The organism is Paenibacillus suaedae (genome assembly GCF_032337355.1).
Taxonomy (GTDB): Bacteria; Bacillota; Bacilli; order Paenibacillales; family Paenibacillaceae; genus Paenibacillus_B; species Paenibacillus_B suaedae.
The window spans coordinates 672106-697398 of record NZ_JAVYAA010000002.1 but is presented as its reverse complement, the minus strand read 5'-3'; the positions used below and the strand labels follow the sequence as shown (position 1 = coordinate 697398).

Annotated in this window: 30 protein-coding genes; all 30 read left to right on the top strand. The window is 47.7% G+C overall.

What is annotated here, in order from left to right; translation table 11 throughout:
• Window positions 1-6 precede the first annotated feature (6 nt).
• The 30 genes from fliJ (at window position 7) to RQP50_RS10755 (ending at window position 25273) form a co-directional block, all read left to right on the top strand.
• Window positions 7-453, top strand: coding sequence for a flagellar export protein FliJ (fliJ, locus tag RQP50_RS10900; RefSeq protein WP_021256553.1), 447 nt, complete (start codon window positions 7-9; stop codon window positions 451-453).
• Window positions 454-507: 54 nt separating this feature from the next.
• Entirely contained in the window at window positions 508-1416 is a 909-nt protein-coding gene (locus RQP50_RS10895) for a MotE family protein (RefSeq protein WP_072728979.1), read from the top strand.
• Between the two features lie 27 nt (window positions 1417-1443).
• A complete protein-coding gene (locus RQP50_RS10890; protein ID WP_315745471.1) occupies window positions 1444-2763 on the top strand; it encodes a flagellar hook-length control protein FliK in 1320 nt (439 codons plus the stop codon).
• Window positions 2764-2810: 47 nt separating this feature from the next.
• Window positions 2811-3350 carry a flagellar hook capping FlgD N-terminal domain-containing protein gene (locus RQP50_RS10885; RefSeq protein WP_072728771.1) on the top strand — a complete coding sequence of 180 codons (540 nt, stop codon included), beginning with the start codon at window positions 2811-2813 and terminating at the stop codon, window positions 3348-3350.
• Window positions 3347-3745 (top strand): TIGR02530 family flagellar biosynthesis protein, encoded by a 399-nt coding sequence (locus tag RQP50_RS10880; RefSeq protein WP_065291895.1) that lies wholly within the window; start codon window positions 3347-3349, stop codon window positions 3743-3745. The genes RQP50_RS10885 and RQP50_RS10880 overlap by 4 nt, the downstream gene beginning before the upstream one ends.
• 141 nt (window positions 3746-3886) lie before the next feature.
• A complete protein-coding gene (gene flgG / locus RQP50_RS10875) occupies window positions 3887-4708 on the top strand; it encodes a flagellar basal body rod protein FlgG (RefSeq protein WP_021262460.1) in 822 nt (273 codons plus the stop codon).
• A gap of 94 nt (window positions 4709-4802) precedes the next feature.
• Complete coding sequence (locus RQP50_RS10870) at window positions 4803-5027, top strand: flagellar FlbD family protein (protein ID WP_021256547.1); 225 nt, start codon at window positions 4803-4805, stop codon at window positions 5025-5027.
• Window positions 5024-5479 (top strand): flagellar basal body-associated FliL family protein, encoded by a 456-nt coding sequence (locus tag RQP50_RS10865; protein WP_021256546.1) that lies wholly within the window; start codon window positions 5024-5026, stop codon window positions 5477-5479. The genes RQP50_RS10870 and RQP50_RS10865 overlap by 4 nt, the downstream gene beginning before the upstream one ends.
• 50 nt (window positions 5480-5529) lie before the next feature.
• Window positions 5530-6528, top strand: a complete 999-nt coding sequence (gene fliM, locus RQP50_RS10860) for a flagellar motor switch protein FliM (protein WP_021256545.1) — start codon at window positions 5530-5532, stop codon at window positions 6526-6528.
• Complete coding sequence (gene fliY / locus RQP50_RS10855; RefSeq protein WP_072728770.1) at window positions 6518-7783, top strand: flagellar motor switch phosphatase FliY; 1266 nt, start codon at window positions 6518-6520, stop codon at window positions 7781-7783. The genes fliM and fliY overlap by 11 nt, the downstream gene beginning before the upstream one ends.
• Before the next feature lie 22 nt (window positions 7784-7805).
• Complete coding sequence (locus RQP50_RS10850) at window positions 7806-8168, top strand: response regulator (protein ID WP_005550576.1); 363 nt, start codon at window positions 7806-7808, stop codon at window positions 8166-8168.
• 4 nt (window positions 8169-8172) lie between these two features.
• Window positions 8173-8712, top strand: coding sequence for a flagellar biosynthetic protein FliO (locus RQP50_RS10845; RefSeq protein ID WP_021256543.1), 540 nt, complete (start codon window positions 8173-8175; stop codon window positions 8710-8712).
• Between the two features lie 8 nt (window positions 8713-8720).
• Window positions 8721-9473 (top strand): flagellar type III secretion system pore protein FliP, encoded by a 753-nt coding sequence (gene fliP, locus RQP50_RS10840; RefSeq protein WP_021256542.1) that lies wholly within the window; start codon window positions 8721-8723, stop codon window positions 9471-9473.
• A gap of 34 nt (window positions 9474-9507) precedes the next feature.
• Window positions 9508-9777 (top strand): flagellar biosynthesis protein FliQ, encoded by a 270-nt coding sequence (fliQ, locus tag RQP50_RS10835; protein ID WP_021256541.1) that lies wholly within the window; start codon window positions 9508-9510, stop codon window positions 9775-9777.
• A gap of 11 nt (window positions 9778-9788) precedes the next feature.
• Window positions 9789-10577, top strand: a complete 789-nt coding sequence (fliR, locus tag RQP50_RS10830; RefSeq protein WP_315745457.1) for a flagellar biosynthetic protein FliR — start codon at window positions 9789-9791, stop codon at window positions 10575-10577.
• On the top strand, window positions 10577-11713 hold the full coding sequence (gene flhB, locus RQP50_RS10825; RefSeq protein ID WP_021256539.1) for a flagellar biosynthesis protein FlhB: 1137 nt from the start codon (window positions 10577-10579) through the stop codon (window positions 11711-11713). Before fliR ends, flhB begins: the two co-directional genes overlap by 1 nt.
• Window positions 11714-11745: 32 nt before the next feature.
• A complete protein-coding gene (gene flhA / locus RQP50_RS10820) occupies window positions 11746-13779 on the top strand; it encodes a flagellar biosynthesis protein FlhA (protein ID WP_021256538.1) in 2034 nt (677 codons plus the stop codon).
• Entirely contained in the window at window positions 13776-15161 is a 1386-nt protein-coding gene (gene flhF / locus RQP50_RS10815; RefSeq protein ID WP_072728768.1) for a flagellar biosynthesis protein FlhF, read from the top strand. Before flhA ends, flhF begins: the two co-directional genes overlap by 4 nt.
• Window positions 15162-15165: 4 nt before the next feature.
• Window positions 15166-16080, top strand: a complete 915-nt coding sequence (locus tag RQP50_RS10810; RefSeq protein WP_072728767.1) for a MinD/ParA family protein — start codon at window positions 15166-15168, stop codon at window positions 16078-16080.
• A 67-nt stretch (window positions 16081-16147) separates the two neighbouring features.
• Window positions 16148-17506, top strand: coding sequence for a protein-glutamate methylesterase/protein-glutamine glutaminase (locus RQP50_RS10805; RefSeq protein ID WP_315745453.1), 1359 nt, complete (start codon window positions 16148-16150; stop codon window positions 17504-17506).
• Between the two features lie 41 nt (window positions 17507-17547).
• The gene (locus tag RQP50_RS10800; protein ID WP_315745451.1) at window positions 17548-19632 is read left to right on the top strand and encodes a chemotaxis protein CheA; all 2085 of its coding nucleotides are present in this window, start codon (window positions 17548-17550) and stop codon (window positions 19630-19632) included.
• Window positions 19633-19690: 58 nt separating this feature from the next.
• A complete protein-coding gene (locus tag RQP50_RS10795; RefSeq protein ID WP_044356881.1) occupies window positions 19691-20152 on the top strand; it encodes a chemotaxis protein CheW in 462 nt (153 codons plus the stop codon).
• A 4-nt stretch (window positions 20153-20156) separates the two neighbouring features.
• Window positions 20157-20777: a chemotaxis protein CheC gene (locus RQP50_RS10790; RefSeq protein WP_021256533.1), complete on the top strand. Its 621-nt coding sequence runs from the start codon at window positions 20157-20159 to the stop codon at window positions 20775-20777.
• A complete protein-coding gene (locus RQP50_RS10785; protein ID WP_021256532.1) occupies window positions 20774-21268 on the top strand; it encodes a chemotaxis protein CheD in 495 nt (164 codons plus the stop codon). Before RQP50_RS10790 ends, RQP50_RS10785 begins: the two co-directional genes overlap by 4 nt.
• Window position 21269: 1 nt before the next feature.
• Window positions 21270-21701, top strand: coding sequence for a hypothetical protein (locus RQP50_RS10780; RefSeq protein ID WP_021256531.1), 432 nt, complete (start codon window positions 21270-21272; stop codon window positions 21699-21701).
• A 15-nt stretch (window positions 21702-21716) separates the two neighbouring features.
• The gene (locus RQP50_RS10775) at window positions 21717-22502 is read left to right on the top strand and encodes a FliA/WhiG family RNA polymerase sigma factor (RefSeq protein ID WP_021256530.1); all 786 of its coding nucleotides are present in this window, start codon (window positions 21717-21719) and stop codon (window positions 22500-22502) included.
• Between the two features lie 64 nt (window positions 22503-22566).
• Complete coding sequence (locus RQP50_RS10770) at window positions 22567-23973, top strand: DUF342 domain-containing protein (protein ID WP_028531193.1); 1407 nt, start codon at window positions 22567-22569, stop codon at window positions 23971-23973.
• 33 nt (window positions 23974-24006) lie between these two features.
• The gene (locus RQP50_RS10765) at window positions 24007-24339 is read left to right on the top strand and encodes a hypothetical protein (protein ID WP_065291889.1); all 333 of its coding nucleotides are present in this window, start codon (window positions 24007-24009) and stop codon (window positions 24337-24339) included.
• An 81-nt stretch (window positions 24340-24420) separates the two neighbouring features.
• On the top strand, window positions 24421-25092 hold the full coding sequence (locus RQP50_RS10760) for a DUF6115 domain-containing protein (RefSeq protein WP_315745443.1): 672 nt from the start codon (window positions 24421-24423) through the stop codon (window positions 25090-25092).
• Window positions 25085-25273, top strand: coding sequence for a hypothetical protein (locus tag RQP50_RS10755; RefSeq protein ID WP_072728762.1), 189 nt, complete (start codon window positions 25085-25087; stop codon window positions 25271-25273). The genes RQP50_RS10760 and RQP50_RS10755 overlap by 8 nt, the downstream gene beginning before the upstream one ends.
• Window positions 25274-25293 lie beyond the last annotated feature (20 nt).

Sequence of the window (25293 nt, the reverse complement as noted above, 5' to 3'; positions counted from 1 at the left end):
TGAGCAGTGCGAGCTTTTCATTATTCATTCCAGAAGGTTCTGGATCTGAGGACGAATGAGAAGAAACAAGCGGAATGGATGCTGTCAGAGGCTGTTGGACATCTGCATGCGGAAGAGAACAGCCTGCAAGAATGTCTTCGGGAATTCGAGACAGCAAGGCAGCAGCTGCAGAGTAGTGTGGACAGCTGTGCGCCAGCAGCTGAAGTTCAAGCTTGGCAGCAGTACATCTCCCATGTGGAACAGCAAATCCAACATGCGAGGACACGGGTACGGTCAGCAGAAATCCATGTTCAGGACAAGCAGGGTGAGCTTGCAGAACGAATGACGGATGAAAAGGTATGGACCAAAGCCCGTGAAAAAGCAGAAGAGGAGTTCAAGCGGCAGATGGCATTGTGGGAGCAAAGTGAGATGGACGAGCTCGCAACGGTCCGCTATCACATGGCCGCCCGCTAACATGGATACCGGTTCGAACCCGCCGCACAAGCAGGAGGGATAGCAGTGTCAGAGATGACGACAGAAGAAAAAGAAAGCAATTATTCAGGTTTTGAGCGTTTTTTGTTCTTTGTGACACCAATCATTTTTGCGATTATTTTAATCGGTGTGTTGTTGACACTCTTTAATGCGAATTGGCGCAGCCAGCTCGTGTCGATTGCCAGTGAGATTCCTATCGTGAACAAGTGGGTGACTCCAGAGGAAGCTCCGAAGGATAAAGCGAAGGAAGAAAAGAAGGCACAGAAGGAAGAAACCAAGGCGCAATCTGAACAAATTACAGAATTAAAGGCGCTGCTTGCTTCTAAAGATCAGGATTTGCGAGTCTTGGCCGACAAACGGAAAAGTCTTGAGGGGGAAGTTTCTGAGTTGAAGCACCAGCTTCAAAGTCTGAAAAGCAATCATCAGGAGCAGCAAGCGAATCAAGAGCAATATGATCGTCAAATTAAGGATTTGGCGAACGTGTATGCCAAGATGATGCCGAGTAAAGCAGCTCCGATCTTAGAGAATATGGCAACGGAAGAGATTGTGCTCGTACTGAATGCAATGAAACAAGACAACCGGGTCAAAGTTCTCGAGAAGATGAATCCCAAGGTGGCAGCTGAAGCATCCATGATGTTGAAGGATATTAAGCCGTCCGACAATTTGGAAATTCGCGCGCTGCAAGCGAGACTCAAGAAAAACGAGAACAGCAAAGAGGCGCAAACAGGGCTGGATCGTTCGCAGCTCAGTAAAACGTTCTCGAGCATGACACCGAAGAGCGGAGCAAGCTTCCTGCTTGAAACCGCGAAAATAAATCCGGACAAAGCACTGACAGTACTGAGTTCGGTTGACGATGCGACACGCTCGAAATTGATTAATGCCATGACAGACATAGACAAGACGAAGACAGCTAAGTTAGTTGCCAAATTATTGCCGAACCAATAACCGTATGTAACGGAAGGAGGTGAAAACATGTCAGGAACGATTACGAACGTATCTGCTGGTAATGCGGCATCGTTTTTCGGTGGAGTTCAATCGAAAGGCGATACAGGAGCTTCTGGTTTCTGGGCTACACTTGCTCAGTGCATGAGCGGTGCTGGAGCAGAAGGAGACGCATTGATGTCCTCATCACTCGGTTCAATGATGTCTGCAAATGAAATATTGGCATCACTGGGTTCGGAAGGAGAGGAATCATTGACTGAGGCGATTGGGCAATGGTTCGATGACCCGCTAAAGCAGCTGGATGAGCAGCTTGCAGCAGATCCGGACCCTGCTCTTATGGCTGCGCTGCAGCAATGGCTAATGCAAGCTCATCAGTGGCTGCAAGAACAGCAGCCAGGGCAGCAAGGCGATTCCGTACAATTTCAAAATCTGATTGCACAGCCTGAGACAATCACCATTGCAGTGCGCGATATTATGGCTCAGTTAGCGTCATACTTGGATGCGCCAAAAGGCACGGGGGAATCGGATAACTTCGCACATATGCTGCGTGCTGCCCTTCAATCGAAGGGGGATGGGCTTGAAACTGATGCAGATGGGTCTCAAGAACTAATGCGTCTTCTTAACGGCAGTGGATCGAATCAGGCGGCATTGACAAGTGGTAATGATCAAGAAGCGGGACAAGTGCTTGGTGCTATGAAGAAGCTTACTGAATTAAACACACTGCTTCGTCCGGCAGCTACTTCCGCTGCGGCAGGAGCGGTTGTAGAATCGACTACGATTGATAGCACAGAAGCTCAGCCAACGCAGCAGGTCATGCTGGCAGGTCAATGGGCGATGAGACAGGAAGGATTGAATACAACGAAATCTATACCTGTTGTTCATGCGGATCGATTTGCGGATGAAATGTCCGGCTTCATCGTGAAGCAGCTTCGCTTTAGCAAGCTGGGTCCAGTATCAGAAGCGAAAATATCGTTGTACCCTGAGCATTTGGGGCAGGTCGATATTCGCTTGACAATACATAACGGACAATTGACAGCTCGCTTTATGACGGAGCATGGAATAGCGAAAGAGATGCTGGAACAGCAGATGTCAATGCTTAGAGGAGCATTACAGACGCAGGGCATTCAAGTCGAGAAGATTGAAGTTGCCCAGCAGCCATCTTCGTCAATGGCTTCATCGATGTTCCAGGAACAGCGGCAATCCAATGCCAATCGTCAACAATCATCGGAGCGTCAATCGAAGCAGCGTTCAGCAGCTATTGAAGATACAGCAGCACTGAAGCAGGACGAAGAGCAGGTGAAGGAAGCACTGCGTGCTCATGGTCAATCCACCTTCTCAGCATCTGTATAATTGATGCGCATTTGGTAGCAGCAAGCAAGGAGAAGGGAGGGGCGGAAGTGCCAGGAGAAGTTAATAATGTAAAGAGCAATAACTTCCAAAAGGTCGTGACTTTCCCGAACTATCACAAGGACAATATGGCGTTGGCCGGTCGTGTGGAAGAGAAGAAGCTCGGGAAGGATGAATTTCTTAAAATTCTGATCACGCAATTGCAAAATCAGGATCCAATGCAGCCAATGCAAGATCGTGATTTTATCGCACAAATGGCGCAATTTAGCTCTGTCGAACAATTAATGAACATTTCGACGCAGATGAACACGATGCAGCAGACACTCGGAATGTCCTCCAATATGATCGGCAAGGAGATTACATGGATTGCGCAGAAAGATGCGGCAAGTACGGACGGTCAGGAAAGCACAACCCAAATCAAGACGGGCATCGTGGATTCCATTCTAGTTCGTGACAATCAGATGTACGCCAAAGTAGGCAAGGACGAAGTCGAAATGAAGTACATTTCTGAAATTCGCATGCCTTCAAGCGGACAAATGGATGGGAATGCGACAAGCAAGCCGGAACAAGTCGTGGGCGGCAATTCATGAATATCCAAGGCTCACTAGGGCATTTGCCGCCAATTCGTCCTGTGCAGACAAGTTCTTTATCGAGGGCGACATCAAGCGGAAAGACAAGCGCTGCCCTCCAGTTTCAGCAGCTGCTGAATCAAGAGCTGCATAAGCAGGAAGACGTACGGTTCAGTCACCATGCGCAACTTCGGATGAAGGAGCGCGGGATGTCCATGACACCGGATTTGATGCAAAAGATGAAGCAGGCTATTTCACAAGCGGAATCCAAAGGAGCTAAGCAATCACTGGTTGTTGTTAACAAGCAGGCGTTCATTGTGAATGTTCACTCTCGAACGGTAATCACGGCTCTCGATGAAGCTTCTCAGCAGGATCACATCTTTACGCAAATAGACAGTGCCGTCCTTATGAATTAATGTTCATTGGCAGTTACATTGATGAGGTTGAGAAATGTGTAAATGGCAGGGCACGGTATGAAATGGCTGGACCGTTAAGGAGGCCATCGCTCATGGAACGACAGAAGTGAGCGGAATAACGAATAGTCGGAGGTAAAAAGAATGATTCGATCCATGTACTCTGGTGTATCCGGAATGCGCGGCTTTCAGACGAAGCTGGATGTAATCGGCAATAACATTGCGAACGTAAATACAGCAGGCTTCAAGGCTGGACGCGTAACCTTTAAGGATATTATGAGCCAAACGGTATCAGGAACGACTGCACCAGGCGATGGTGGTATGGGGGGCGTCAATGCTAAGCAGATCGGACTTGGTGCTGTTGTTGCTTCCATAGACAATGTGCATACAGGCGGCAGTGCGATGACGACGAACCGCCCGCTCGATTTGCGCATTGATGGAGATGGATTCTTTGCAGTAAAAATGGGTGATGATGGTGCGACCTTCTATACTCGCGCTGGTGATTTCCATCTCGATGCAATGCGTCAATTGGTAACTTCCGATGGTTTGCGAGTGCTGGACGCTGGCGGTGGCGGAATTCAATTGGATGAAGAGATCGTTGCCTTCACTATTGCACAAAATGGCGAAATTATCGCGAAGAGAGATGATGGTACGACTGAAGCAACAGGCATCAAAATTGGTGTTGCGAAGATCCCGAATCCAGAAGGCTTGGAGAAGGTGGGAGGCAACTTGTACCGATTGACTCCGAATGCGATTGAGGGCGGCGCTCTTGATGAATTGTCGGAAGCAAACAGTCCAGAAGCTGGTACAGGCGCGATCATTTCCGGACAGCTGGAAATGTCGAACGTTGATTTGACTTCTGAATTTACCGAAATGATCGTTGCGCAACGCGGCTTCCAAGCGAACTCTCGCATCATCACAACTTCCGATGAAGTGCTGCAAGAGGTTGTTAACTTGAAGCGATAAGCGGTAGGTAATCCTGCTTCCTTAATCCCGCAGGCTGTGGGGGCATAATCCCCAGTCTGCGGGATGACGGACGGCGCTCGAAAGGAGGAATAGAATGATATCTGTTACGAGATTGAATGGATCGCCTGTATGGGTGAACGCCCTTCTTATCGAGTCTGTAGAGGAGACACCCGACACGTATATTACCCTGACGACAGGCAAGAAGTTTATTGTGCTGGAGAAAGGGCAGGAAGTCATTAGTTGCATTGAACAATACATACGTTCTGTAGGCATTATTGCCGGAACGAAGAAGACAGAATTATCGGAGGGACAACCATGAAACGAATGCTGCCGTGGATGATTACGGTGCTGCTAGCGCTCACGTTAATTGCACTGGTAGTTATTATGATGTCGAACTCAACACCAGGGAAACAAGCTAACCCGACTGGGAACATTGCTGTGCCTAGACTGTCTGCCGATGAAATTGTAGAAATGACGTCCAGTATGAATGAAATCAAGACGAACCTGGCAGATCACGACTATATCGTACTGACAGGATTCGCATTTCAATTGGACAGCAAGAAGACCAAGGAGCAGTTTGACAAGATCAAAGACATGCGTATTAAACCATTGATCTTACGCACGCTCGCAGACATGAAGCCGGAGGAACTGCAAGGCATGAAGGGACAAGATCAGTTATGTTCCAAGCTGCTCGAATTGATTAACAAGCAGTTGCCAGAGGGCAAGGTCATTCAAATCGACTTGACCGATTTCATTATGCAACGCCTCTAACAAGGGCGGTTACATCTGTTGTAGTTGATTCCTGTAAGGGGGTGAAACGATTGGTTGACGTGCTGTCACAGAACGAGATTGACGCCTTGCTGGCGGCGTTGTCCTCAGGTGAGATGGATGCAGAAGAGCTGAAGAAAGAGGAGACGCAGCGTAAAATCCGCTCCTATGATTTTAAGCGGGCTGTTCGATTTTCTAAGGATCATATCCGCAGCTTAACACGCATCCATGAGAATTTTGCCAGATATTTAACGACATATTTTTCTGCGCAACTCAGGACATTTGTACAAATCAATGTCGTACAGGTAGAACAGCTGCCGTATGACGAATTTATTCGGTCTATTCCGAAGATGACGATTCTGAATATTTTCGAGGCTGAGCCGTTCAAGGGGCGAATGGTACTCGAAGTAAATCCTAACGTAGCCTTTGCGATGCTGGATCGCATGTTGGGCGGTACGGGTATGGCTCCATCGAAAATCAATGCGTTAACAGAGATTGAGACGACGGTTATGGAGCGAATATTCAGCCGTGCGTTCGACAGTTTGCAAGAAGCTTGGAAAAATGTCCTTGATATTGAACCAAGACTTGAAGCATTGGAGACGAATCCACAGTTCATGCAGATCGTATCGCCGAATGAAACGATAGCGCTCATCTCCTTGAGCACGAAAATCGGGGATACGACGGGGATGATCAACTTGTGTATCCCGCATGTCGTCATTGAGCCGATCATGCCGAAGCTCTCTGTGCACCATTGGTTCGTATCAGAGAAGAAGACAAGAGAGCCGATTGAAGTTGAAAAATTACGCCAGCGCGTAACAAAGGCGAAGCTGCCGATATCGGTGGAGCTGGGGACATCTAATATTACGGTGCATGAGCTAATGCAGCTCGCGGTTGGCGATGTGATCGCGTTGAATAAGCCGGTTGACAGTGGATTGTCAATTCGGGTCGGCGAACGCGAGAAATATATAGGAACACCTGGTGTGTATAAGGATCGAGTCTCAGTACAAATCGATCACGTTGTAGATGAAGGAGTGGAAGAGCATGACGAGTAAGGACTACTTGTCACAGGAGGAAATTGACGCGTTGTTGAAGAGATCATCAGATGAACCGTCTGCCGAAGAAGCCGGTACTCCTTCCATTGAAAAGTTTTTGGACCCGATTCAAATTGATGCATTGGGCGAAATTGGCAACATCACATTCGGCAGTGCAGCAACAGCATTGTCCACGCTGCTTGGCAAGAAAGTAGAGATTACAACGCCTCGCATTTCGCTGCTTCAGCGTGAGAACTTGGAGAATGAGTTTCCAAAGCCGCACGTGGCCGTACACGTTCGCTATGTAGAGGGCTTTGAGGGTGTAAACTCACTCGTTATCAAAACATCGGATGCCCAGGTAATTGCAGACTTGATGCTTGGCGGAGATGGCACGAACACGAGTCATGATTTGACTGAAATTCATATTAGTGCCGTTCAAGAAGCTATGAACCAAATGATGGGATCTTCAGCGACTTCGATGTCTACCATCTTCAATCGCTTAGTGAATATCTCTCCTCCTGGAATTGGCATCTTGGATATGTCTAATGGAACAGGCGTAGATACATTGCCTGAAGATAATGTACTCGTTAAGGTTTCGTTCCGATTGACGATTAGTGATCTGATCGATTCAACGATCATGCAAATATTAACAGTTCCGTTTGCGCGGAATATGGTCTCACTGCTGCTTGGCTCAGCTTCAGATGAACCTGCGGCTGCTGCAGAAACTCCGGTTGCAGAAATGCAGCCTGAAGCCAAATCAGCTTATGAACCATCTATGACAGCACCAGTTCAACCGGCAATGGAATCCCATATGCCGCCGATGCAGGGCTATCATGATCCAATGGGAGGAGGGCATGCTATGCAGCAACCTTATACAAATGCTCCAATGCATACACCTGGTATGGATATGCGTGGAGATCACGCTGCAGCATTTGGGACTGCACCGAATCGGAATGTGAACGTGCAGCCTGTGCAATTCGCAAGTTTCCAATCGGCTCCATACCAACAAACGGATGAATCTAATCTAAATTTATTGTTGGACATCCCACTCAAAGTCACAGTAGAATTAGGTAGGACACACAAACAGATCAAGGACATCTTGGAGCTTTCCCAGGGCTCCATTATCGAGCTGGACAAGCTGGCAGGCGAGCCTGTCGATATTCTTGTCAATAACAAGCTTATCGCGAAGGGCGAGGTTGTTGTAATCGACGAGAACTTCGGCGTGCGTGTCACAGATATTATCAATCAGTGGGATCGAATTCAAAAACTACAATAAGATTTGGGGAGGATTCTCAACGATGGCAAACCGTATTTTGATCGTAGATGACGCAGCGTTTATGCGAATGATGATTCGCGACATTTTAACTAAAAATGGTTATGATGTTGTCGCGGAAGCATCGGACGGTGCACAGGCGATCGAAAAGTACAAAGAACATAAACCAGACCTGATTACAATGGATATTACAATGCCGGAAATGGATGGAATTACAGCGCTTAAAGAAATTCGCAAATCCGATCCGAATGCCAAAGTCATTATGTGTTCCGCGATGGGACAGCAGGCAATGGTTATTGATGCGATTCAAGCAGGAGCGAAGGACTTCATCGTGAAGCCGTTCCAAGCGGATCGCGTAATCGAAGCAATCAAGAAGACATTAGGTTAATTGTATGAAAACTGACAGCGGTCAACTGATGCAATCATCTGGTGTCGATGGATATTTATCGAGCTTATTGACCGTGTTGTTGTCACTTGCCGTCATCATCGTACTTATCGTGCTGTTCATCAAGCTGTTAAGCCGCAAAAACCGAATGTGGCAAATGAACCAAAGTATCCGAACGTTGGGCGGCACCGGCCTCGGACCAAACAAGTCGATGCAAATCGTAGAAGTTGGCGATGTCGTCTATGTATTGGGCATTGGGGAAGATATTACGCTTATCGATAAAATATCCGATCCGGCCCAAGCGGCACGCTTTACCGCGGCGCTTGAACGCGAGCAGCCGACAGCGGCATGGCCAACATCCTGGTCGGAGTGGAAACAACGTCTGCGAGTTGGACGCAATGGACGAACTATTGACAGTAACACGAAGCCAGAAGAGACGGAGTCTGTCTCATTCCATGAAATGTTTCATGAGAAGCTTGAGCGCATGCCGAAGCGCAGCGAGCAAGTGGAGCAGTTATTGAAGGAAGATAATAAAGAAGATCGGTAGATGGATTCATGAACAAAAAATTGTTACTATCTGTAACCGTCGCACTGTTTGTATCCAGCATGTCAGCTCATTGGGCTATGGCATCTCCCATTATTCCGGACATCGACATTAAGGTCGGGGGCGGAGGACAACCGGGAGCATCATCAATTTCGATATTGCTGCTTATTACGATATTGAGCATAGCTCCAGCAATTCTGGTGCTGATGACCTCCTTCACACGAATTGTGGTTGTCCTTGGGTTCGTGCGGACGTCCCTAGGGACGCAGCAGATGCCGCCCAATCAGGTGTTGATTGGTCTGGCGCTCTTTCTAACTTTGTTTGTGATGTCCCCGACAATTGGCGAAGTGAATCAATCAGCCCTACAGCCGTATTTAAAGGGTGAGTTGAACCAGACCCAAGCGCTCGAGAAGGCATCTGTTCCGATGAAGAAGTTTATGTTCTCACATACACGTGAGAAAGATTTGCTCTTATTTATGAAATACACCAAAACGGATAAACCGAAAACATACGAAGATATTCCGTTAACCGTACTCGTGCCTGCTTTCGCGATCAGTGAGTTGAAGACGGCGTTCCAAATGGGATTTATGATCTTTATTCCATTCTTGGTCATTGATATGGTTGTGGCCAGTACGCTTATGGCCATGGGGATGATGATGCTGCCTCCGGTTATGATATCGCTGCCGTTCAAGATTTTATTGTTCGTGCTCGTAGATGGCTGGTATCTTGTAGTGAAATCGCTGCTCATGAGCTTCAATACATGACGCGAGTCAGACATGGCGAACGGGAGGAATGAACATGAGTGCAGAATTTATTATGGGTCTGGCAGGACAGGCTGTGTTCACTGTTCTTAAAGTGAGCGCACCGATGTTGGTAGTTGCCTTGGTCGTCGGATTGTTAATAAGCGTTTTTCAAGCGACGACACAAATTCAGGAGCAGACGCTTGCGTTCGTACCGAAAATTGTGGCAGTTATGATCGTTGTGCTGTTGTTCGGACCCTGGATTTTAACGACACTCGTGGATTTTACGCACAATATTTTAAATAATTTGCATCATTATATCGGTTAGGCAGTGAAGCCATGGAAATGCTCGTACAAGCTTTCCCTGTTTTTTTGCTCTCGATGTGTCGAATCACGGCGTTCTTTGTCGCTGTTCCTGTCTTTTCTTCCCGAGGCGTGCCGATTAAGTTCAAGATCGGACTAGCATTCTTTGTCAGCTTAATCGCTTATTTATTGTTTGGGCTTGGTAAGAGTGTACCGACAGATGGAACTTATATCATTTATATTGTCCGGGAAATAATGATAGGTCTGCTCATCGGATATTTAGCACAGCTGTTCTTCTCTATCGTGCAGACAGCAGGTTCGTTCATCGATATGCAGATTGGGTTCGGCATGGCCAATGTCATTGACCCGTTGACCGGGGCAAGTTCGCCTGTGATGGGCAACTTTAAATACATATTTGTTGTTCTATTGTTTCTTGGAATGAATGGCCACCATTACTTTATCGACGGAATTATGCAAAGTTTTAAGTGGCTGCCGTTAGATGAGAATGCTTTTTTTGCTCAAATCGCAAATGGGAATATTACAGATTTCATTGTTAAGTCATTCACTGAAGCATTCATCATTGCTTTCCAAGTGTCTGCACCGCTTATCGTCGCTCTATTTTTAACGGACGTAGCACTTGGATTTCTAGCGCGAACGGCGCCGCAATTCAATATTTTCGTCGTTGGGATTCCGCTTAAGCTAATTGTTGGTCTTCTTATGCTGCTGCTAGTCGTACCAGGTCTTGTTTACGTACTGCAGCAATTGTTCTCTACGCTGTTCGAAGCGCTCGATCAGCTGCTACGCATGATGCAGGGGGCGAGATGATGAAGCAGCTTCACGATGTACACAGAGATGAGTCGAATCGCCACGCATATGTACTGCGTTATCCTCTTGATTTGCAGCTGTTCTCGCAAGAGAAGACAGAGAAAGCAACGCCGAAAAAGAGGCAAGAAACCCGCAAGAAAGGGCAAGTTGCCAAAAGTATGGATCTCTCAGGAGCGTTCATTCTCTTGGCGGGGTTCTCTTGCTTGTTCGTGCTCGGCGGTTTTATGAAGGATCGGATCGTCGAGCTGTTCCAAGATGTGCTGCAGAATCGGCTTACTATGGATGTGACGGCGAACAATGTGCTGGACTACTTCAGTTCCATATTTCTTAAACTGATGGTTATACTGGCACCGTTGTTTATTTCAGCAATCGTTATTGCGCTCGTCGTCAACTACATGCAGGTGGGCTTCTTATTTACTGGTGAGCCGCTGAAGATGAAGCTGGAGAAGATTGATCCGGTAAAAGGTTTCAAAAATATTTTTTCCATGCGTTCTGTAGTTGAATTTCTGAAATCCATTATGAAGCTCACGACGATCGGTGTAATCGTCTACACCTCATTGTGGGGGGAGCGAGATACGATCGTCATGCTGTCCCATGTTCCTTTGAATGACATCATGTCATTTACAGGGCATTTGACACTTATGCTTGGCATGAAGATTGGAGTGGCGTTATGTGTACTTGCCGCTCTGGATTACATGTATCAACGATATGAATACGAGAAAAGCTTACGGATGTCAAAACAGGACATTAAGGACGAATTCAAGAAGACCGAAGGTGACCCTCTCATTAAGGGTAAAATTCGTGAACGACAGCGACGTATGGCACTCATGCGTATGATGCAGGAGGTTCCGAAAGCAGACGTCGTCATTACAAACCCGACGCACTTCGCAATTGCACTGAAATATGATGGTGGTGCGATGGAAGCACCGGAGATTGTAGCCAAGGGACAGGATTACGTCGCGCTCCGTATTAAACAGATTGCCAAGGAACACGGCGTCATAACGATGGAAAACAAGCCGCTCGCCCGTGCTTTGTATCAGAGGGCCGATATTGGCGATACCGTTCCGGCCGATTTGTTCCAAGCCGTGGCTGAGGTACTGGCATACGTATACAAAGTAAAAGGCAAAGGCAATTGATTAATTTTGATCAAGGATGGAGGGTGCATTCCGTGAAAACGAGAGATTTATTCGTCTTGGTCGGTATTATCGGTATCGTACTCATGATGGTTTTACCTATACCGACCTGGTTGCTTGACATTTTACTCGTAATCAATATATCGATCGCGCTCATGATTTTGCTCATTGCCATGAATACGAGGGAAGCGTTGAACTTCTCGATTTTCCCGGCTATGCTGCTCATTACGACATTGTTCCGACTCGCATTGAACATATCCACTACGAAGCAAATCCTTACGAATGGCGAAGCTGGTGACGTTGTTGCCACATTCGGTGAGTGGATAACCCAGGGAAATATTGCGGTTGGTCTTGTCGTCTTCCTCATTCTTGTCATCGTACAGTTTATTGTTATTACGAAAGGCTCTGAGCGGGTCGCTGAAGTATCAGCACGCTTTACGCTCGATGCGATGCCGGGTAAGCAAATGGCAATTGACGCAGACTTGAATGCAGGACTTATCAACGAACAGCAGGCCCGTGATCGCCGCGATAAGATTAGCCGAGAAGCGGATTTCTATGGCGCCATGGACGGTGCCAGTAAATTCGTAAAAGGGGATGCGATTGCAAGTATCATCATCCTGCTTATTAACTTGATCGGCGGCTTCATTATCGGAATGGCGATGCATGGAAAATCATTTGGCGATGCAGCATCTACTTATTCGATATTGTCGATCGGTGATGGACTTGTCAGCCAGATTCCAGCGCTTCTTATTTCGACCGCAGCAGGTCTTATCGTAACAAGGGCGGCATCTGATGGAAACTTGGCAGAAGATTTGCGAGCGCAGATGTTTGCTTATCCGAAGCTGCTCTATATCGTATCAGGCACGATCGCGTTACTTGGATTACTTACGCCAATTGGAATTGGATCTACGATTCCATTTGCTGTCATTCTTGGGATTGCCGGATATCGGATGCAGAAGAACATCGATGAGCGGCAAATCGAAGAAGAGCAGCTTGAGGAAGAACTGCAGATTGAAGAAGTGCGCAGTCCAGAGAGTGTAATCAATTTGCTGCAGGTTGATCCGATTGAATTTGAGTTCGGTTATGGACTCATTCCGCTTGCGGATACACAGCAAGGCGGGGATTTGCTTGACCGTATTATTATGATTCGACGCCAATGCGCGTTAGAGCTCGGCTTGGTCGTTCCTGTCATCCGCATTCGAGACAATATCCAATTGAAGCCGAATGAATATGTCATCAAGATTAAGGGCAATGCGGTAGCCCGAGGGGAGCTTCTGCTCAATCATTATCTGGCGATGAATCCCGGTTATGATGATGAATCGGTATCAGGAATTGAAACGGTAGAGCCGGCATTCGGACTACCAGCATTATGGGTGGATGATGCGATGAAGGAGCGTGCCGAATTGGCAGGATACACGGTAGTAGATCCGCCTTCTGTTGTGGCTACGCATCTGACTGAAATCGTTAAAAAGCATGCACACGAGCTTATTGGACGTCAGGAGACGAAATCGCTTGTTGAAACGGTTAAGGAACAATATTCTGCTCTTGTGGATGAACTGATTCCAAATGTATTGACGATCGGGGATGTTCAGAAAGTTCTGGCGAAGCTTCTGCGAGAGAAGATCTCGATTCGCGATCTGGTAACCATATTCGAAACACTGGCAGATTACGGTACATATACGAAGGATCCGGATGTATTAACTGAATATGTGCGTCAAGCGCTTGCTCGCCAGATTACACAGCAATATTCAACTCCAGGCGAGACGCTGCGTGTGATCACAATTGGACCTAGCTTGGAAAAGAAAATTTCGGACAATGTGCAGCAGAACGAGCATGGTTCTTACCTTGTTCTAGATCCGAATACGACACAGCAGGTATATCAGCGCATGAGTGAACAGATTCAGAAGCTGTTACAGACCGGACATTCGCCGATCATGCTGGCATCTCCGAACATTCGCATGTACTTGCGGCAGCTTATGGAGCGTGCGATGCAGGATGTTCCGGTTCTGTCCTACAATGAGCTTGAACCAAATGTTGAAATTCAAAGCGTCGGAGTGGTGAATGTATGAGGGTGAAAAAATACCTCGTCGAAACGATGCCGGAGGCCATGAGTCAAATCAGGCAAGAACTTGGAAAAGATGCGGTCATTGTCAGTACCAAAGAAGTTAAGACAGGCGGTATTCTTGGCATGTTCCGTAAGCGAGCTATTGAAGTAGTGGCGGCGGTCGACGAACAAGCTAAGCCTACAGCCAAGTCTTCCACAGAACCCAGTACTCCTCCTGTCAATGGGACGATGCAATCGTATGTTCCTTCATCGGTTGCTCGCTCCATGTATGGGGGAGGCGGCAGCAATGGTCAGTCTGCAAAAAATGTGGAACGTGGAACCGCCCAACCGCAGGCAGATGCAGCTGGTCGCATGCCGCAGTCAATGAGCTCTAATAGGGCGGTTCAGCCTCCAAATTCCATGCAGACGATGTCGGCTGATTTAGAAGAAGAGAGTACTGCTGTGCCTTGGACGCAGCTTCCATTTGCACGGTCTGAACGGGCCGTTATGCCGATGACATCGATTGAACAAGATCCGACTGACCCGCATTTACAGAAAGAATTGGCTGAAATGAAACGGATGATGCGTAAAGTAATGGAGCGCGTCAACTATGATTCATGGTCAGAGAGCGCACAGGAGGTAGAGCGTCATCTCAGGCTTCAAGGACTGTCGCAAGAGGCTGCATATGGATACGTGCAGCAGGCTTGGGAGCAATGCAAGTTGAACCGTGAGGAAGAGCCTGATTCTGATGTGCTGAGGGGCTATGTGAAAGATATCGTAGAAGAGAAGCTTCAGTCGCATGTTGTCCATGGATTGACACCTGCTACCCGCATTTTGTATGTCGTTGGGCCGACTGGTGTAGGTAAGACGACGACGATTGCGAAGCTGGCTGCAGATCAAATGTTCCATCATCAACGCAAGGTAGGTCTAATTGCTTCTGACACCTATCGAATTGCAGCTGTTGAACAACTCAGAACATATGCATCGATATTGAACGTTCCGATGGAGGTTGTGACCTCGCCCAATGACACGGAACGGGCATTGCGGGCGCTTCAAGGCTGTGATCTGATCATTATGGATACAGCAGGGCGCAATTTCCGCAACGATATGTATGTGAATGAGTTGAATACGATGCTTAAGCCGTTCCCAGACAGTGAGACATTCCTCGTTTTGAGCTTAACTTCCAAGACGGAAGATATGATCGCTATACTGGAGCGTTTCTCAAGACAGCGCATCGATCGGATCATATTCACGAAGGCGGATGAGACAGATACATTCGGTGCGGTGCTTGAACTTGCAGATCGAACGACGATTCCGTTCAGTTACATAACTACAGGACAGAATGTCCCGGACGATATCGAGCCGTTCCAGGTGGATGAAGCGGTAAGACGAATAGTAGGTGCATGACGAAATGAGCTACGATCAAGCAGAAGGACTAAGACAGTTGGTAGAATCCCGTCATGAAAGAGTTGGTTCCACGGTGTCATCTCGGATGGCGCAGGGAAGCTCTGAAGTTCGAGCTGCACGTATTATTGCCGTTACGAGCGGTAAGGGCGGCGTTGGAAAATCCAATTTTACGTTGAACTTCGCGCTCTCCCTCCAAGATGCGGGGTATCGAACACTTGTATTCGATGCGGATATCGGCATGGGGAACATTGATGTTCTGCTCGGTGCGACATCAGGTGTGAGCCTCATGCACGTCTTGCGAGACGGGCACTCCCTGCAGGATATTATTCAGGTAGGTCCTCGAGGAATGCACTACATTCCAGGGGGCTCCGGGTTCCAAGAATTATTGGATATGCCTTCCGTTCATATTGAACACTTCATCCAAGAAATGGAGAAATGGTCATCACAGTATGATGTCATCTTGTTTGATACGGGAGCGGGCCTGAGTAAGGAGACGATGCAATTTCTCTCAGCAGCGGATGAGACGCTTGTTGTAACAACACCTGAGCCAACGTCCATTGCGGATGCCTATGCACTGATTAAGGTCGTTTCCGCTGCGAGACCTGATCATTCGTTCCGTCTTGTCATCAACCGAGCTTCAGATTGGAAAGAGGGAAGCCAGACGGCTGAGCGATTATCAACGGTAGCGGAACGATTCTTGAATCATCCGATTCCGACGCTGGGGATTTTATATGATGATCCCCATGTGATGCAGGCCGTAAAGAGGCAAATTCCATTCGCTATTTTGTATCCACAATGTATAGTTGCCAAGCAGCTTCGTGAACTAGCCAATGCTTACATTCACGGAATCGGGCAGACTGGACAAGCTGGAGGGGTTAAGCAATTTTTGCGGAAATGGCTGGGCAGATGGTCCTCCTAAATGTAAGGCATGAAGAAATGGAGGACGCAGCATTCACAAATGGCTGCTTAGGGAGCGTGATGAGAAATTGACAACCAAGAAAGTGCTTGTCGTGGACGACTCGGCCTTCATGCGAACGATTATATCTGATTTAATTATCCAGGATCATTCCTTTGAGATTATCGGTACTGCCTCTAATGGCGTAGATGCTGTACACAAAGTGATGGAACTGAAGCCAGATGCAGTGACGCTGGATGTTGAGATGCCGATTCAGAATGGCCTCGTAGCACTTCAGAGCATAATGACAGATTGCCCTACCCCGGTCATTATGCTGTCAAGTTTAACAGAAGAAGGGCGCTCGGAGACATTATCCGCACTTGAATATGGAGCTTTTGACTTCGTATGTAAACCAAGCCCTGCGGGTGGGACGAAAGATATACATAAGGTTGGAGAAATGCTGCGGGAGAAGCTGCATACTGCAATTGCTTCTCAAGAAAGAAAGCGTCAGCTGGAACGACTGCGGGAACAAGGGGAGCGGCTAAAGCGGGAGTACGCAGCTGCTTTACCGACAGAAGAGCTCGTCCCAAGGCCTCCGCATCAATCCGGTTTAAAGTCTCGTACAGATGATGGGAATAAGCTGAGAGCGAAGAGCCCGATTACTTCTAGAGCGGCTGCAAAATTGGCAGCGAAGGAAATGCAGACACAACGCAGCATGGAGGATACGCCGATTATTGGCCGTACTCGTGCCGGGAAGCCAGTTGCTCCGAATGCGAACGAGGAATTGCATCCTAATCACGAAGAGCACCTAGATGTCACGCATCTGAATGCCTCAGAATTCGTTGGAACAGCGAATGCAGCCAACTCAACGAGATTTGAGCAAATTGTTGCCATTGGGACATCGACGGGCGGTCCGCGTGCATTGAAAGAGCTGTTGTCAGCATTACCTAAACATATTCCCGCACCAATATTGGTGGTTCAGCATATGCCGCCTAATTTCACAAAATCATTAGCTGAACGTTTGAACAATTACAGTGATATTGAAGTAAGGGAAGCGCAGCATGGCGATGTGCTGCAGACTGGGGTAGCTTACATTGCACCAGGTGGCATGCATATGATGGCCGTGCGCAATGCAGAGGGGAATTATTCGATTGCTTTATCCAAAGGTGAGCCCCGCAACGGACATCGTCCATCAGTAGATTCCCTGTTCGAATCACTACTGCCGTTGAAGGGACTGAAACGGCATATCGTGCTGTTGACGGGAATGGGTAGTGACGGTGCGAAAATGATGAAACGGTTGGCCGACGAGGGCGTAACTTCAACCTTTGTCGAAAGTGAAGAAAGCTGCGTCGTCTTCGGCATGCCGCGCGCGGCAATCGAGTTGGGATGCGTATCGCAAGTCATTCCACTACATCAGATGGCAAAGTCCATTACACATGCAATGAAATGATCAGATACTGTTGTGCAAATCGTTAAAGGAGGTGTTCGAGCATGGATTTGAATCAATATTTGTCCATGTTTATTGACGAAGCGAACGACCATTTGCAAGCGTTGAACGAGCACATGCTAGAGTTGGAGAACCAGCCGGACGATGTTGGGATCGTGCAAGTCATTTTCAGGTCGGCCCACACCTTAAAAGGGATGTCGGCGACAATGGGGTTTGAGGATTTGGCCTCATTAACACACCAGATGGAAAATGTATTGGATCTTGTAAGAAACCAACAGCTCGCGATGGACTCCTTCATTTTTGATACGTTATTCCGAAGCTTGGATGCTTTGGAAGCTATGGTCTCCGATATTACTAACGGTGGAGAAGGCAAGGCAGATGTGACGGCAATTGTTGCAGCTCTCCAATCGATTGTCAAAGGCGATTACAAGAAGGAAGCTTCTTCCGCAGACGGAAGCTCCGCAGATGATGCTGAAGAGCAAAATGAGCGGCTTGATGAATTCCAGAGAAGTATCTTGGAACAATCGGTGGAAGCAGGCATGCATGTGTACTACATCCACATCCAATTGCGTGAAGATTGCGTACTAAAGGCAGCTAGAGCCTATATGGTATTTCAGGTGCTTGGTCAGTACGGTGAAGTAGTGAAGTCGAATCCTCCTGCACAGGACATAGAGCAGGATAAGTTCGACAATGGCTTTACCGTATTCTTTGTCAGCGGTGAAGATGCCGAGCGATTGCAGCAAGAGATTGGACAAGTCTCAGAGCTGGACAGCGTACAAGTACAGCCATTCACGCTTGAAGACATCCGCAATTGGAATAGTCAAATCGAAGAAGTACAAGCAGGCAGACAAGAAGCAGCAGCAACTGCAGCGCCAGCCAAGCCAGAAGTGAAGACAGAGCAGCCAGCGGCATCCGAAGCTTCGCCTGTGCCTGCACGCAAACCAAGCAGCACGCCAGCAACTGGAAAAGCAGTTGGAAACCGGACGATTCGCGTAGATATTGAACGGCTCGATGTACTGATGAATCTACTAAGCGAAATGCTCATTGATCGCGTACGGCTCGAGCAATTGTCAGGTGATCTCAAGCATCATGATTTGACAGATACGGTGGAGCATTTGTCACGAGTAAGCTCTGATTTGCAAAATATTGTGCTTAAGCTGCGCATGGTTCCTGTTGATACGGTATTCAGCAGATTCCCGCGGATGATGCGTGACTTAGCCAAATCACTTGATAAGAAGATAGACTTTATTATAACCGGTGCTGAGACAGAGCTTGACCGCACCGTAATTGATGAGATCGGAGATCCACTTGTTCACTTGCTGCGCAATGCAGTTGACCACGGTATTGAATCTATTGAGGATCGTATCGCAGCCGGCAAGCCAGAAACAGGGACTGTTCATTTGCGGGCTTTCCACAGCGGCAATCATGTCTTCATCGAAATTGAAGAAGATGGTCACGGAATCGACCGTGCGATGGTATTGAAGAAAGCCATCAAGAATGGCGTTGTCACTGCGGAGAGAGCAGCTCAAATGAGTGATGAGCAGGTATATATGCTGCTATTCGCATCTGGATTCAGTACGGCAGAGAAGGTCTCGGATATATCTGGCAGGGGTGTTGGACTGGATGTAGTAAGATCCAAGATTACATCTTTAGGTGGACACGTCATTGTTGAGTCTAAGCTGGGACAAGGAACGAAGTTTATCGTGCAGCTCCCGCTTACATTGTCCATATTATCGGCAATGCTCTTCCGTTTGGGAAGTGAGAAGTATGCGATTCCGCTTAGCTCTATTGTGGAGACAAGCATGGTCAAGAAAGAAAAAATACGCCGGGTTCATGGTGGTATCCGGATGGTTGATTACCGAGAGAGTGTAATCCCTCTTCTATCACTCAGCACACTTTTCGATTGCCCGAATTACTCGGATATGGAGGAAGAAGAGGTTGAGATCATCATCGTACGCAAAGGTGAACGTATAGCAGCATTGGCTATCGATGACTTTATCGGTCAAAGCGAAATTGTTTTGAAGCCATTAGGAAGCTATTTAAAAAATGCGCCAGGCTTCTCAGGAGCAACGATTCTCGGTGATGGACAAGTTGCATTGATCATTGATCCGAATGCGTTGCTGAAGTAATCCTCAATGTCTATTTATGATTGCAGAATAGTCATATTCAAATGAAGGAGGACGTGACATGGCAGAAGAGTTAAAGGTCGTTGTCTTTACGTTAGGGGAAGAAGAATACGGAATCGAAGTTGAAAAGGTAAAAACGATAGAGCGTATGCTCCCTATCACACGGGTTCCGAAAACATACGACTTCATTAAAGGTGTTATTAACTTGCGCGGGGTTGTTGTTCCGGTCATCGAGCTTCGTGGTCGATTCGGATTGCCGTCTGCGGAAGTGACGGAACAATCTCGTATTATTATCGTAGCTTATGAAGATTTGGAAGTTGGCTTTATCGTGGATAGTGCCAATGATGTTATTGATATTATGGACGAAGATATCGAACCGGCCCCAGAGGTTGTGGGCGGCATTCAAGCCAAATACTTGCGCGGCGTAGCTAAGATTGGGGATGACCGTTTACTTATTATGCTCCATTTGGCCGAAGTGCTGAATAAGAGTGAAATTATTCGATTAGAACAGCTTGAGGCATAACAGCGTGCACTTATTCGAACGACTCGGAGAGTTCAAGCTGGATGTTCTGAAGGAAGTCGGGAATATTGGTGCTGGCAACGCCGCAACGGCACTATCCCGGCTGCTCAACCGACCGATTGACATGGCTGTACCGAAGGTGCGGCTTCTGCCGTTCGAGGAAATTGCGGACGAGGTTGGTGGCGCAGAACATGTTGTGATTGCAATATATTTTCGTGTCGAAGGAGATGCGCCAAGTCATTTGTTCTTTATGTTCGATACGGATGCCGCTAAGCGTCTTTTGTCGCACTTGGAAGCATTGCCTTCAGATACGAGTCAATGTTTCAATGACATGGAATTGTCCGCCTTGTCGGAGATCGGCAACATTTTAGCAGGTTCTTACTTGTCTTCCTTGGCAGATTTCACTCATATGGCGATGTCGCCAACGGTTCCTCAGCTTGCTATCGATATGGCGGGCGCAGTGCTCAACTACGGAATACTGCAATACGGGGAAATGGGAGACAGTGCGTTGCTAATTGATACGAAGTTTTTGCAAGACTGTGATGAAGTGCAAGGAACCTTTTTCTTAATACCTGACCCGGACTCTTTTGACAAAATATTTGCTGCATTGGGAGTGCCATTCGAATGATAGAAGAGTCGACGGTTGTAAAAGTCGGAATGGCTGATTTGCAGGTATGCCGTTTCGGTTCCTTACGAACGACCGGTCTCGGATCGTGCGTTGGATTGACGTTATATGACCCGGTTGCCAAAATTGCCGGAATGGCGCATGTTATGCTGCCGTCTTCGGATATTGCTAGAGAGGGGAATCGCAACATCGCCAAGTATGCGGATACTGCCATTCCAGAATTGATACGCCGTATGACAGAAGCGGGTGCTTCTCTGTCCCGGGTTCATGCGAAGATGGCTGGAGGCGCCCAGATGTTTGCTTTTGCTTCGAATAACGATATGATGCGTATCGGACCACGGAATGTAGATTCCTGCAAATCGATGTTGGAGCAATACAGTATCCCGCTTCATGCCGAAGACACAGGCGCCAATTATGGGAGAACGATAGAACTGTTCTGTGATGACGGGAGACTTCACATTCGCAGCGTGCAGATGGGTGAAAAGGATATATAGCATGAGAGGAACAATACGTTGGAATTACATATTCGGTGCTGTTGGATCTATCTTTGCCTTAATGGTGTCATGGAGCAATAATGTATGGACGACGAGTCTTCTCCGAGCAATTATTGCGTTTGTAATATGGTTCGGACTCGCATATGGGGTCAGATTTGCCTTGGGCGTGCTGCTATCTGACGATGAAGGCAAGCAGCCTGAGGCCGGCGCATCTAAGAATCCAAACGCAGGGACGATGTTGGACATGACAACTCCGGATGAAGAGGATGTTCTTCGAGATTTACTGCGGCCGAACGGTGCAGATTCGAAGTCAAATCCGGTAGAAGATGAAGGCGGCTCGTTCCAACCGCTGCAACCACCCAAGCTCGTGACCAAAGCGCAACCAGATGCGGAGGAATTGGCACAGGCTGTTCGTCACTTCGTACAAAAGTAAGGAGGTTGACTGTCGGTGAGCGTACAGAAATTACAACCTGGCTCGCAAGAGGGACTGTGGGAACGCTGGAAGGATCATGGTGATCAGGATGCGAAGCGGCAATTGATAGAAAATCATCTATCGATCGTCGACTTCGTATCGAATCGACTTGCTGCAGGTCTGCCTCGCAATGTAAGTAAGGACGATCTGGCAAGCCATGGTGTGATTGGCCTGATAGATGCTGTTGAGAAATTCGATTACCACAGAGGGCTGCAATTTGAAACCTATGCCTCATGGCGGGTTCGTGGAGCCATCCTAGACGGACTGCGTTCTGGAGATTGGGTACCTCGCTCGGTAAGAGAGAAGGCGAAGAAAATTGAAGAGGCTTATCAGCAATTGGAGCAGCAATACTTGCGTACAGTTACGGATGAAGAGATGAGCTCCTATTTGCAAGTCAGTGAGAAGGACTTCCAAGGGATGCTTCAAGACGTATCGATCATGTCGATTTGTTCATTGGAAGATCCGATTCGTGAGGACGACTCTGAGACGCGAATATCGCTTCTTATCGATGAGACGGCGAAGAATCCGGAGTATAAGGTAAATGAGTACTATTTAAAGGAAGCACTTGTTCAGGGAATTGATAAATTAACCGATAAAGAGAGAACAGTGATCTCCTTGTTCTATTATGAGGATTTGTCACTAAGTGAGATAGCGGAAGTGATGTCACTATCACCATCTCGAATTTCGCAGCTGCACTCTAAGGCGATACTGAGACTTCGAACCGTATTGGAGAAGCAGAAGCCAATGCTGATGGAAAATTGATGGGATACGGAATAGTTGAGAAGAAACTACGCTGAATAAAGAGAAAAAGAAAGGGGGGTTTTTCGTGAGTATGACATTGGCATTGGAAGAGTATTTGGAAGTAACCGTATCTGAAGATAAATTGCAGGCGCATCTCCATTTTAAGAAGGCTGTTGAAGGGCTCACGTGCACGATTGAAGAGCTGGACGAATTGCTGCGTTCCTACGGCATTCGATATGGAGTACAGTCTCAGGTATTGAAGGATATCGCTGCGAATCCGAACAATTTTGCTCGAGGTGCGACGATGGTCGCTCATGGAAAAGCACCCGTACACGGTGTAGATGGTCGAATAGAGCTTCTGCTTCCGCAGAACGGGAAGGAGTCCAAGCCGGCTGAACGGGAAGACGGAACGGTTAATTTCCGTGAAGTGAAGCAGTTGGACAATGTGAAGAAGGGTCAAATGATAGCCAAGCGAATTCCGAGCCAAGAAGGGATACCCGGCATGTCCGTTCTTGGTGAGGAGATGAAGGCCATCACTGGGCGTGAGGCACGATTCAAGCAAGGGAAGAATGTTGTTCTAGATGAGGCGGAAAATGCGCTTTATTCGGCGATTGACGGACTCATCTCCCGTATTGAGCCGGAACGAATCAGTGTGTTCCCTGTGTATGAAGTAAACGGAGATGTGGACTATCGCACTGGTAATATTGATTTTGTCGGTACGATTGTCATTCGCGGCAATGTGCTGACAGGCTTTACTGTGAAAGCTTCAGGAGATATTCGCGTATATGGCGGCGTGGAAGGTGCAACGCTTACTGCGGAAGGCTGCATTGAGGTAAGCGGAGGCATTATTGCCGGCAATAAAGGGATGGTCAAGGCCGGAACCCATGTGAAATGTTCGTTCATTCAGGAGGCCACCGTCGTTGCGGGCACTGAGGTCAATGTATCGCAGAGTATTATGCACTCCAATATTCGAGCAGGCAAGCGGGTTGTATGCCAAGGCACCAAGGGACTTATTGTGGGCGGGATTGTACAAGCAGGTGAGCGAGTGATTGCACGTACAATTGGCAATACGATGTCCACGGCCACCGTAATTGAAGTAGGGGTGCTGCCGGATTTGCGCAATGAATTGACGGATTTACGGACTAAGCTTAAATATAATATTGAGAACGTAGAAAAAACCGAAAAGGCACTTCGCATACTCGATCAGCTTGCCGCTACTGGGCAGTTGACAGGGGAGAAGCTAGGCATGCGCATTAAGCTGAATTCTACGAAAAAGCAGCTTGTTGGAGAGCAGACTGAAATGCGAGAGCGTATGCTGGAGATTGAGAAGTTGCTTGAGGACACAGCTGTGTCTTCCATAGATGTGTCTCATACGATATACGGTGGAGCTAAGCTGGTTATTGGACGCAATGTTCGTTTCATCAAAGATATGGCACAGCGTATTTCCTTCCGGATCGTTGACGGCGATATCATGATGACAACTTACCGTTAAGGTGAAGGACAATAGCCTAACCGGGGTGATTCGATGAATTGGAAGCCTGTAGAAATGCAAATCGCGATACCACGAACGCAAGAGTCGTCGACATTGCAGCATCAACAGCAACAGCGTCCTGTAACAGAACAAGCGATACTGAACGACCAAGCCCAAAGGTTGATGGAAAAGTCGCGGGAACGAAATGCACAGGTGGAGTCATCACAGGATGCTCGCATTCGCAATCAACATCATGAAGGTGGGAACCATGCAGAACGGGATGGAAGCGATAACAGCCATTCGGAGCAAAAACAAGATGAAACTGAGCAAGTCATGGTTCCGGCTCAACATCCTTTCAAAGGAAAGCATATCGATTTCATGTGTTAAATGGTGGCGCCGGGTTCCCGCATAACGTGAGGATCGCGGCGCTTGCATTTAGGAAGCGTGACAACATAAGGAGGTGCATACATGGAACCTTGGATCTACATTGTGCTGTTAGGTGGTGTCATCGTTGTCATTGGATGGCTTCGTCCTCGCACTCAGGCAACAATGGACACCACAGAAATACGACGTAATATGGAAGATACACTTGAGCATTATATGACAGAACTTGAAGATGAAAATGAGAAGCTCTTAAAAGTCATTGAGCGGATGAAGCAAGAGGGAGAGTACCGGGATGAGGCGCTGCGCAAGCGAATGGACAAGCTTGAACAAGCATGGGAGAGCAAATGGAGCAGCTTAGAGCAGGCAACTGCACAACCTGTAGATACGGAATTAGAAGCAGGTCATCCCTCCGCACTGTCTGAACGCGAGCAGGAGCTTCTGCAGCGCACAGCCAATACGCAAGACTCAGAATTACAAGAGACGGTTCCCTCGCAGATGGCATCGTTATCCGTTCCGAGCGGACATAGATCTGCCTCGTCTCGTAAGGAAGAACTTCATGCTGCAGATGAAGCTGATTCTCATGAAGAACTTCATGAAGAACAGTCTAGCGCTCCCATTCAAACACGATACGCGGAGATCTTCAGACTCTTTCAGAACGGATGGACAGAGCAGGCTATTGCAGACCATCTGGGGATGCCAATTGGTGAGCTCCAGTTAATTATCCGGTTGGGGCAGCAGGAGGGATCACATGATTAAGGATCGCCGCTTTCTTATCGGGTTAGGCGCCGGAATTGTGCTAGGGGGTCTCCTTCTTCAGCTGTGTCTTATCGGTCAGCGTTCGATAGAACCGATATCGGATACGGAGCTTCGTCGAGCTGCCGAGCAGGCTGGATATAAGCTTGTGCCGCAGCAGCCCGCGAGTTCGAATAACAAGTAGTATAGCTTGACCCGAACAGT

Excerpts from the sequence above, each read along its gene's own strand:
- RQP50_RS10895 (WP_072728979.1), top strand. The coding sequence starts at position 508 with ATGACGACAGAAGAAAAAGAAAGCAATTATTCAGGTTTTGAGCGTTTT.
- RQP50_RS10890 (WP_315745471.1), top strand. The coding sequence starts at position 1,444 with ATGTCAGGAACGATTACGAACGTATCTGCTGGTAATGCGGCATCGTTT.
- RQP50_RS10880 (WP_065291895.1), top strand. The coding sequence starts at position 3,347 with ATGAATATCCAAGGCTCACTAGGGCATTTGCCGCCAATTCGTCCTGTG.
- flgG (WP_021262460.1), top strand. The coding sequence starts at position 3,887 with ATGATTCGATCCATGTACTCTGGTGTATCCGGAATGCGCGGCTTTCAG.
- RQP50_RS10870 (WP_021256547.1), top strand. The coding sequence starts at position 4,803 with ATGATATCTGTTACGAGATTGAATGGATCGCCTGTATGGGTGAACGCC.
- RQP50_RS10865 (WP_021256546.1), top strand. The coding sequence starts at position 5,024 with ATGAAACGAATGCTGCCGTGGATGATTACGGTGCTGCTAGCGCTCACG.
- fliY (WP_072728770.1), top strand. The coding sequence starts at position 6,518 with ATGACGAGTAAGGACTACTTGTCACAGGAGGAAATTGACGCGTTGTTG.
- RQP50_RS10850 (WP_005550576.1), top strand. The coding sequence starts at position 7,806 with ATGGCAAACCGTATTTTGATCGTAGATGACGCAGCGTTTATGCGAATG.
- RQP50_RS10845 (WP_021256543.1), top strand. The coding sequence starts at position 8,173 with ATGAAAACTGACAGCGGTCAACTGATGCAATCATCTGGTGTCGATGGA.
- fliP (WP_021256542.1), top strand. The coding sequence starts at position 8,721 with ATGAACAAAAAATTGTTACTATCTGTAACCGTCGCACTGTTTGTATCC.
- fliQ (WP_021256541.1), top strand. The coding sequence starts at position 9,508 with ATGAGTGCAGAATTTATTATGGGTCTGGCAGGACAGGCTGTGTTCACT.
- fliR (WP_315745457.1), top strand. The coding sequence starts at position 9,789 with ATGGAAATGCTCGTACAAGCTTTCCCTGTTTTTTTGCTCTCGATGTGT.
- flhB (WP_021256539.1), top strand. The coding sequence starts at position 10,577 with ATGAAGCAGCTTCACGATGTACACAGAGATGAGTCGAATCGCCACGCA.
- flhF (WP_072728768.1), top strand. The coding sequence starts at position 13,776 with ATGAGGGTGAAAAAATACCTCGTCGAAACGATGCCGGAGGCCATGAGT.
- RQP50_RS10810 (WP_072728767.1), top strand. The coding sequence starts at position 15,166 with ATGAGCTACGATCAAGCAGAAGGACTAAGACAGTTGGTAGAATCCCGT.
- RQP50_RS10800 (WP_315745451.1), top strand. The coding sequence starts at position 17,548 with ATGGATTTGAATCAATATTTGTCCATGTTTATTGACGAAGCGAACGAC.
- RQP50_RS10795 (WP_044356881.1), top strand. The coding sequence starts at position 19,691 with ATGGCAGAAGAGTTAAAGGTCGTTGTCTTTACGTTAGGGGAAGAAGAA.
- RQP50_RS10785 (WP_021256532.1), top strand. The coding sequence starts at position 20,774 with ATGATAGAAGAGTCGACGGTTGTAAAAGTCGGAATGGCTGATTTGCAG.
- RQP50_RS10780 (WP_021256531.1), top strand. The coding sequence starts at position 21,270 with ATGAGAGGAACAATACGTTGGAATTACATATTCGGTGCTGTTGGATCT.
- RQP50_RS10765 (WP_065291889.1), top strand. The coding sequence starts at position 24,007 with ATGAATTGGAAGCCTGTAGAAATGCAAATCGCGATACCACGAACGCAA.
- RQP50_RS10760 (WP_315745443.1), top strand. The coding sequence starts at position 24,421 with ATGGAACCTTGGATCTACATTGTGCTGTTAGGTGGTGTCATCGTTGTC.
- RQP50_RS10755 (WP_072728762.1), top strand. The coding sequence starts at position 25,085 with ATGATTAAGGATCGCCGCTTTCTTATCGGGTTAGGCGCCGGAATTGTG.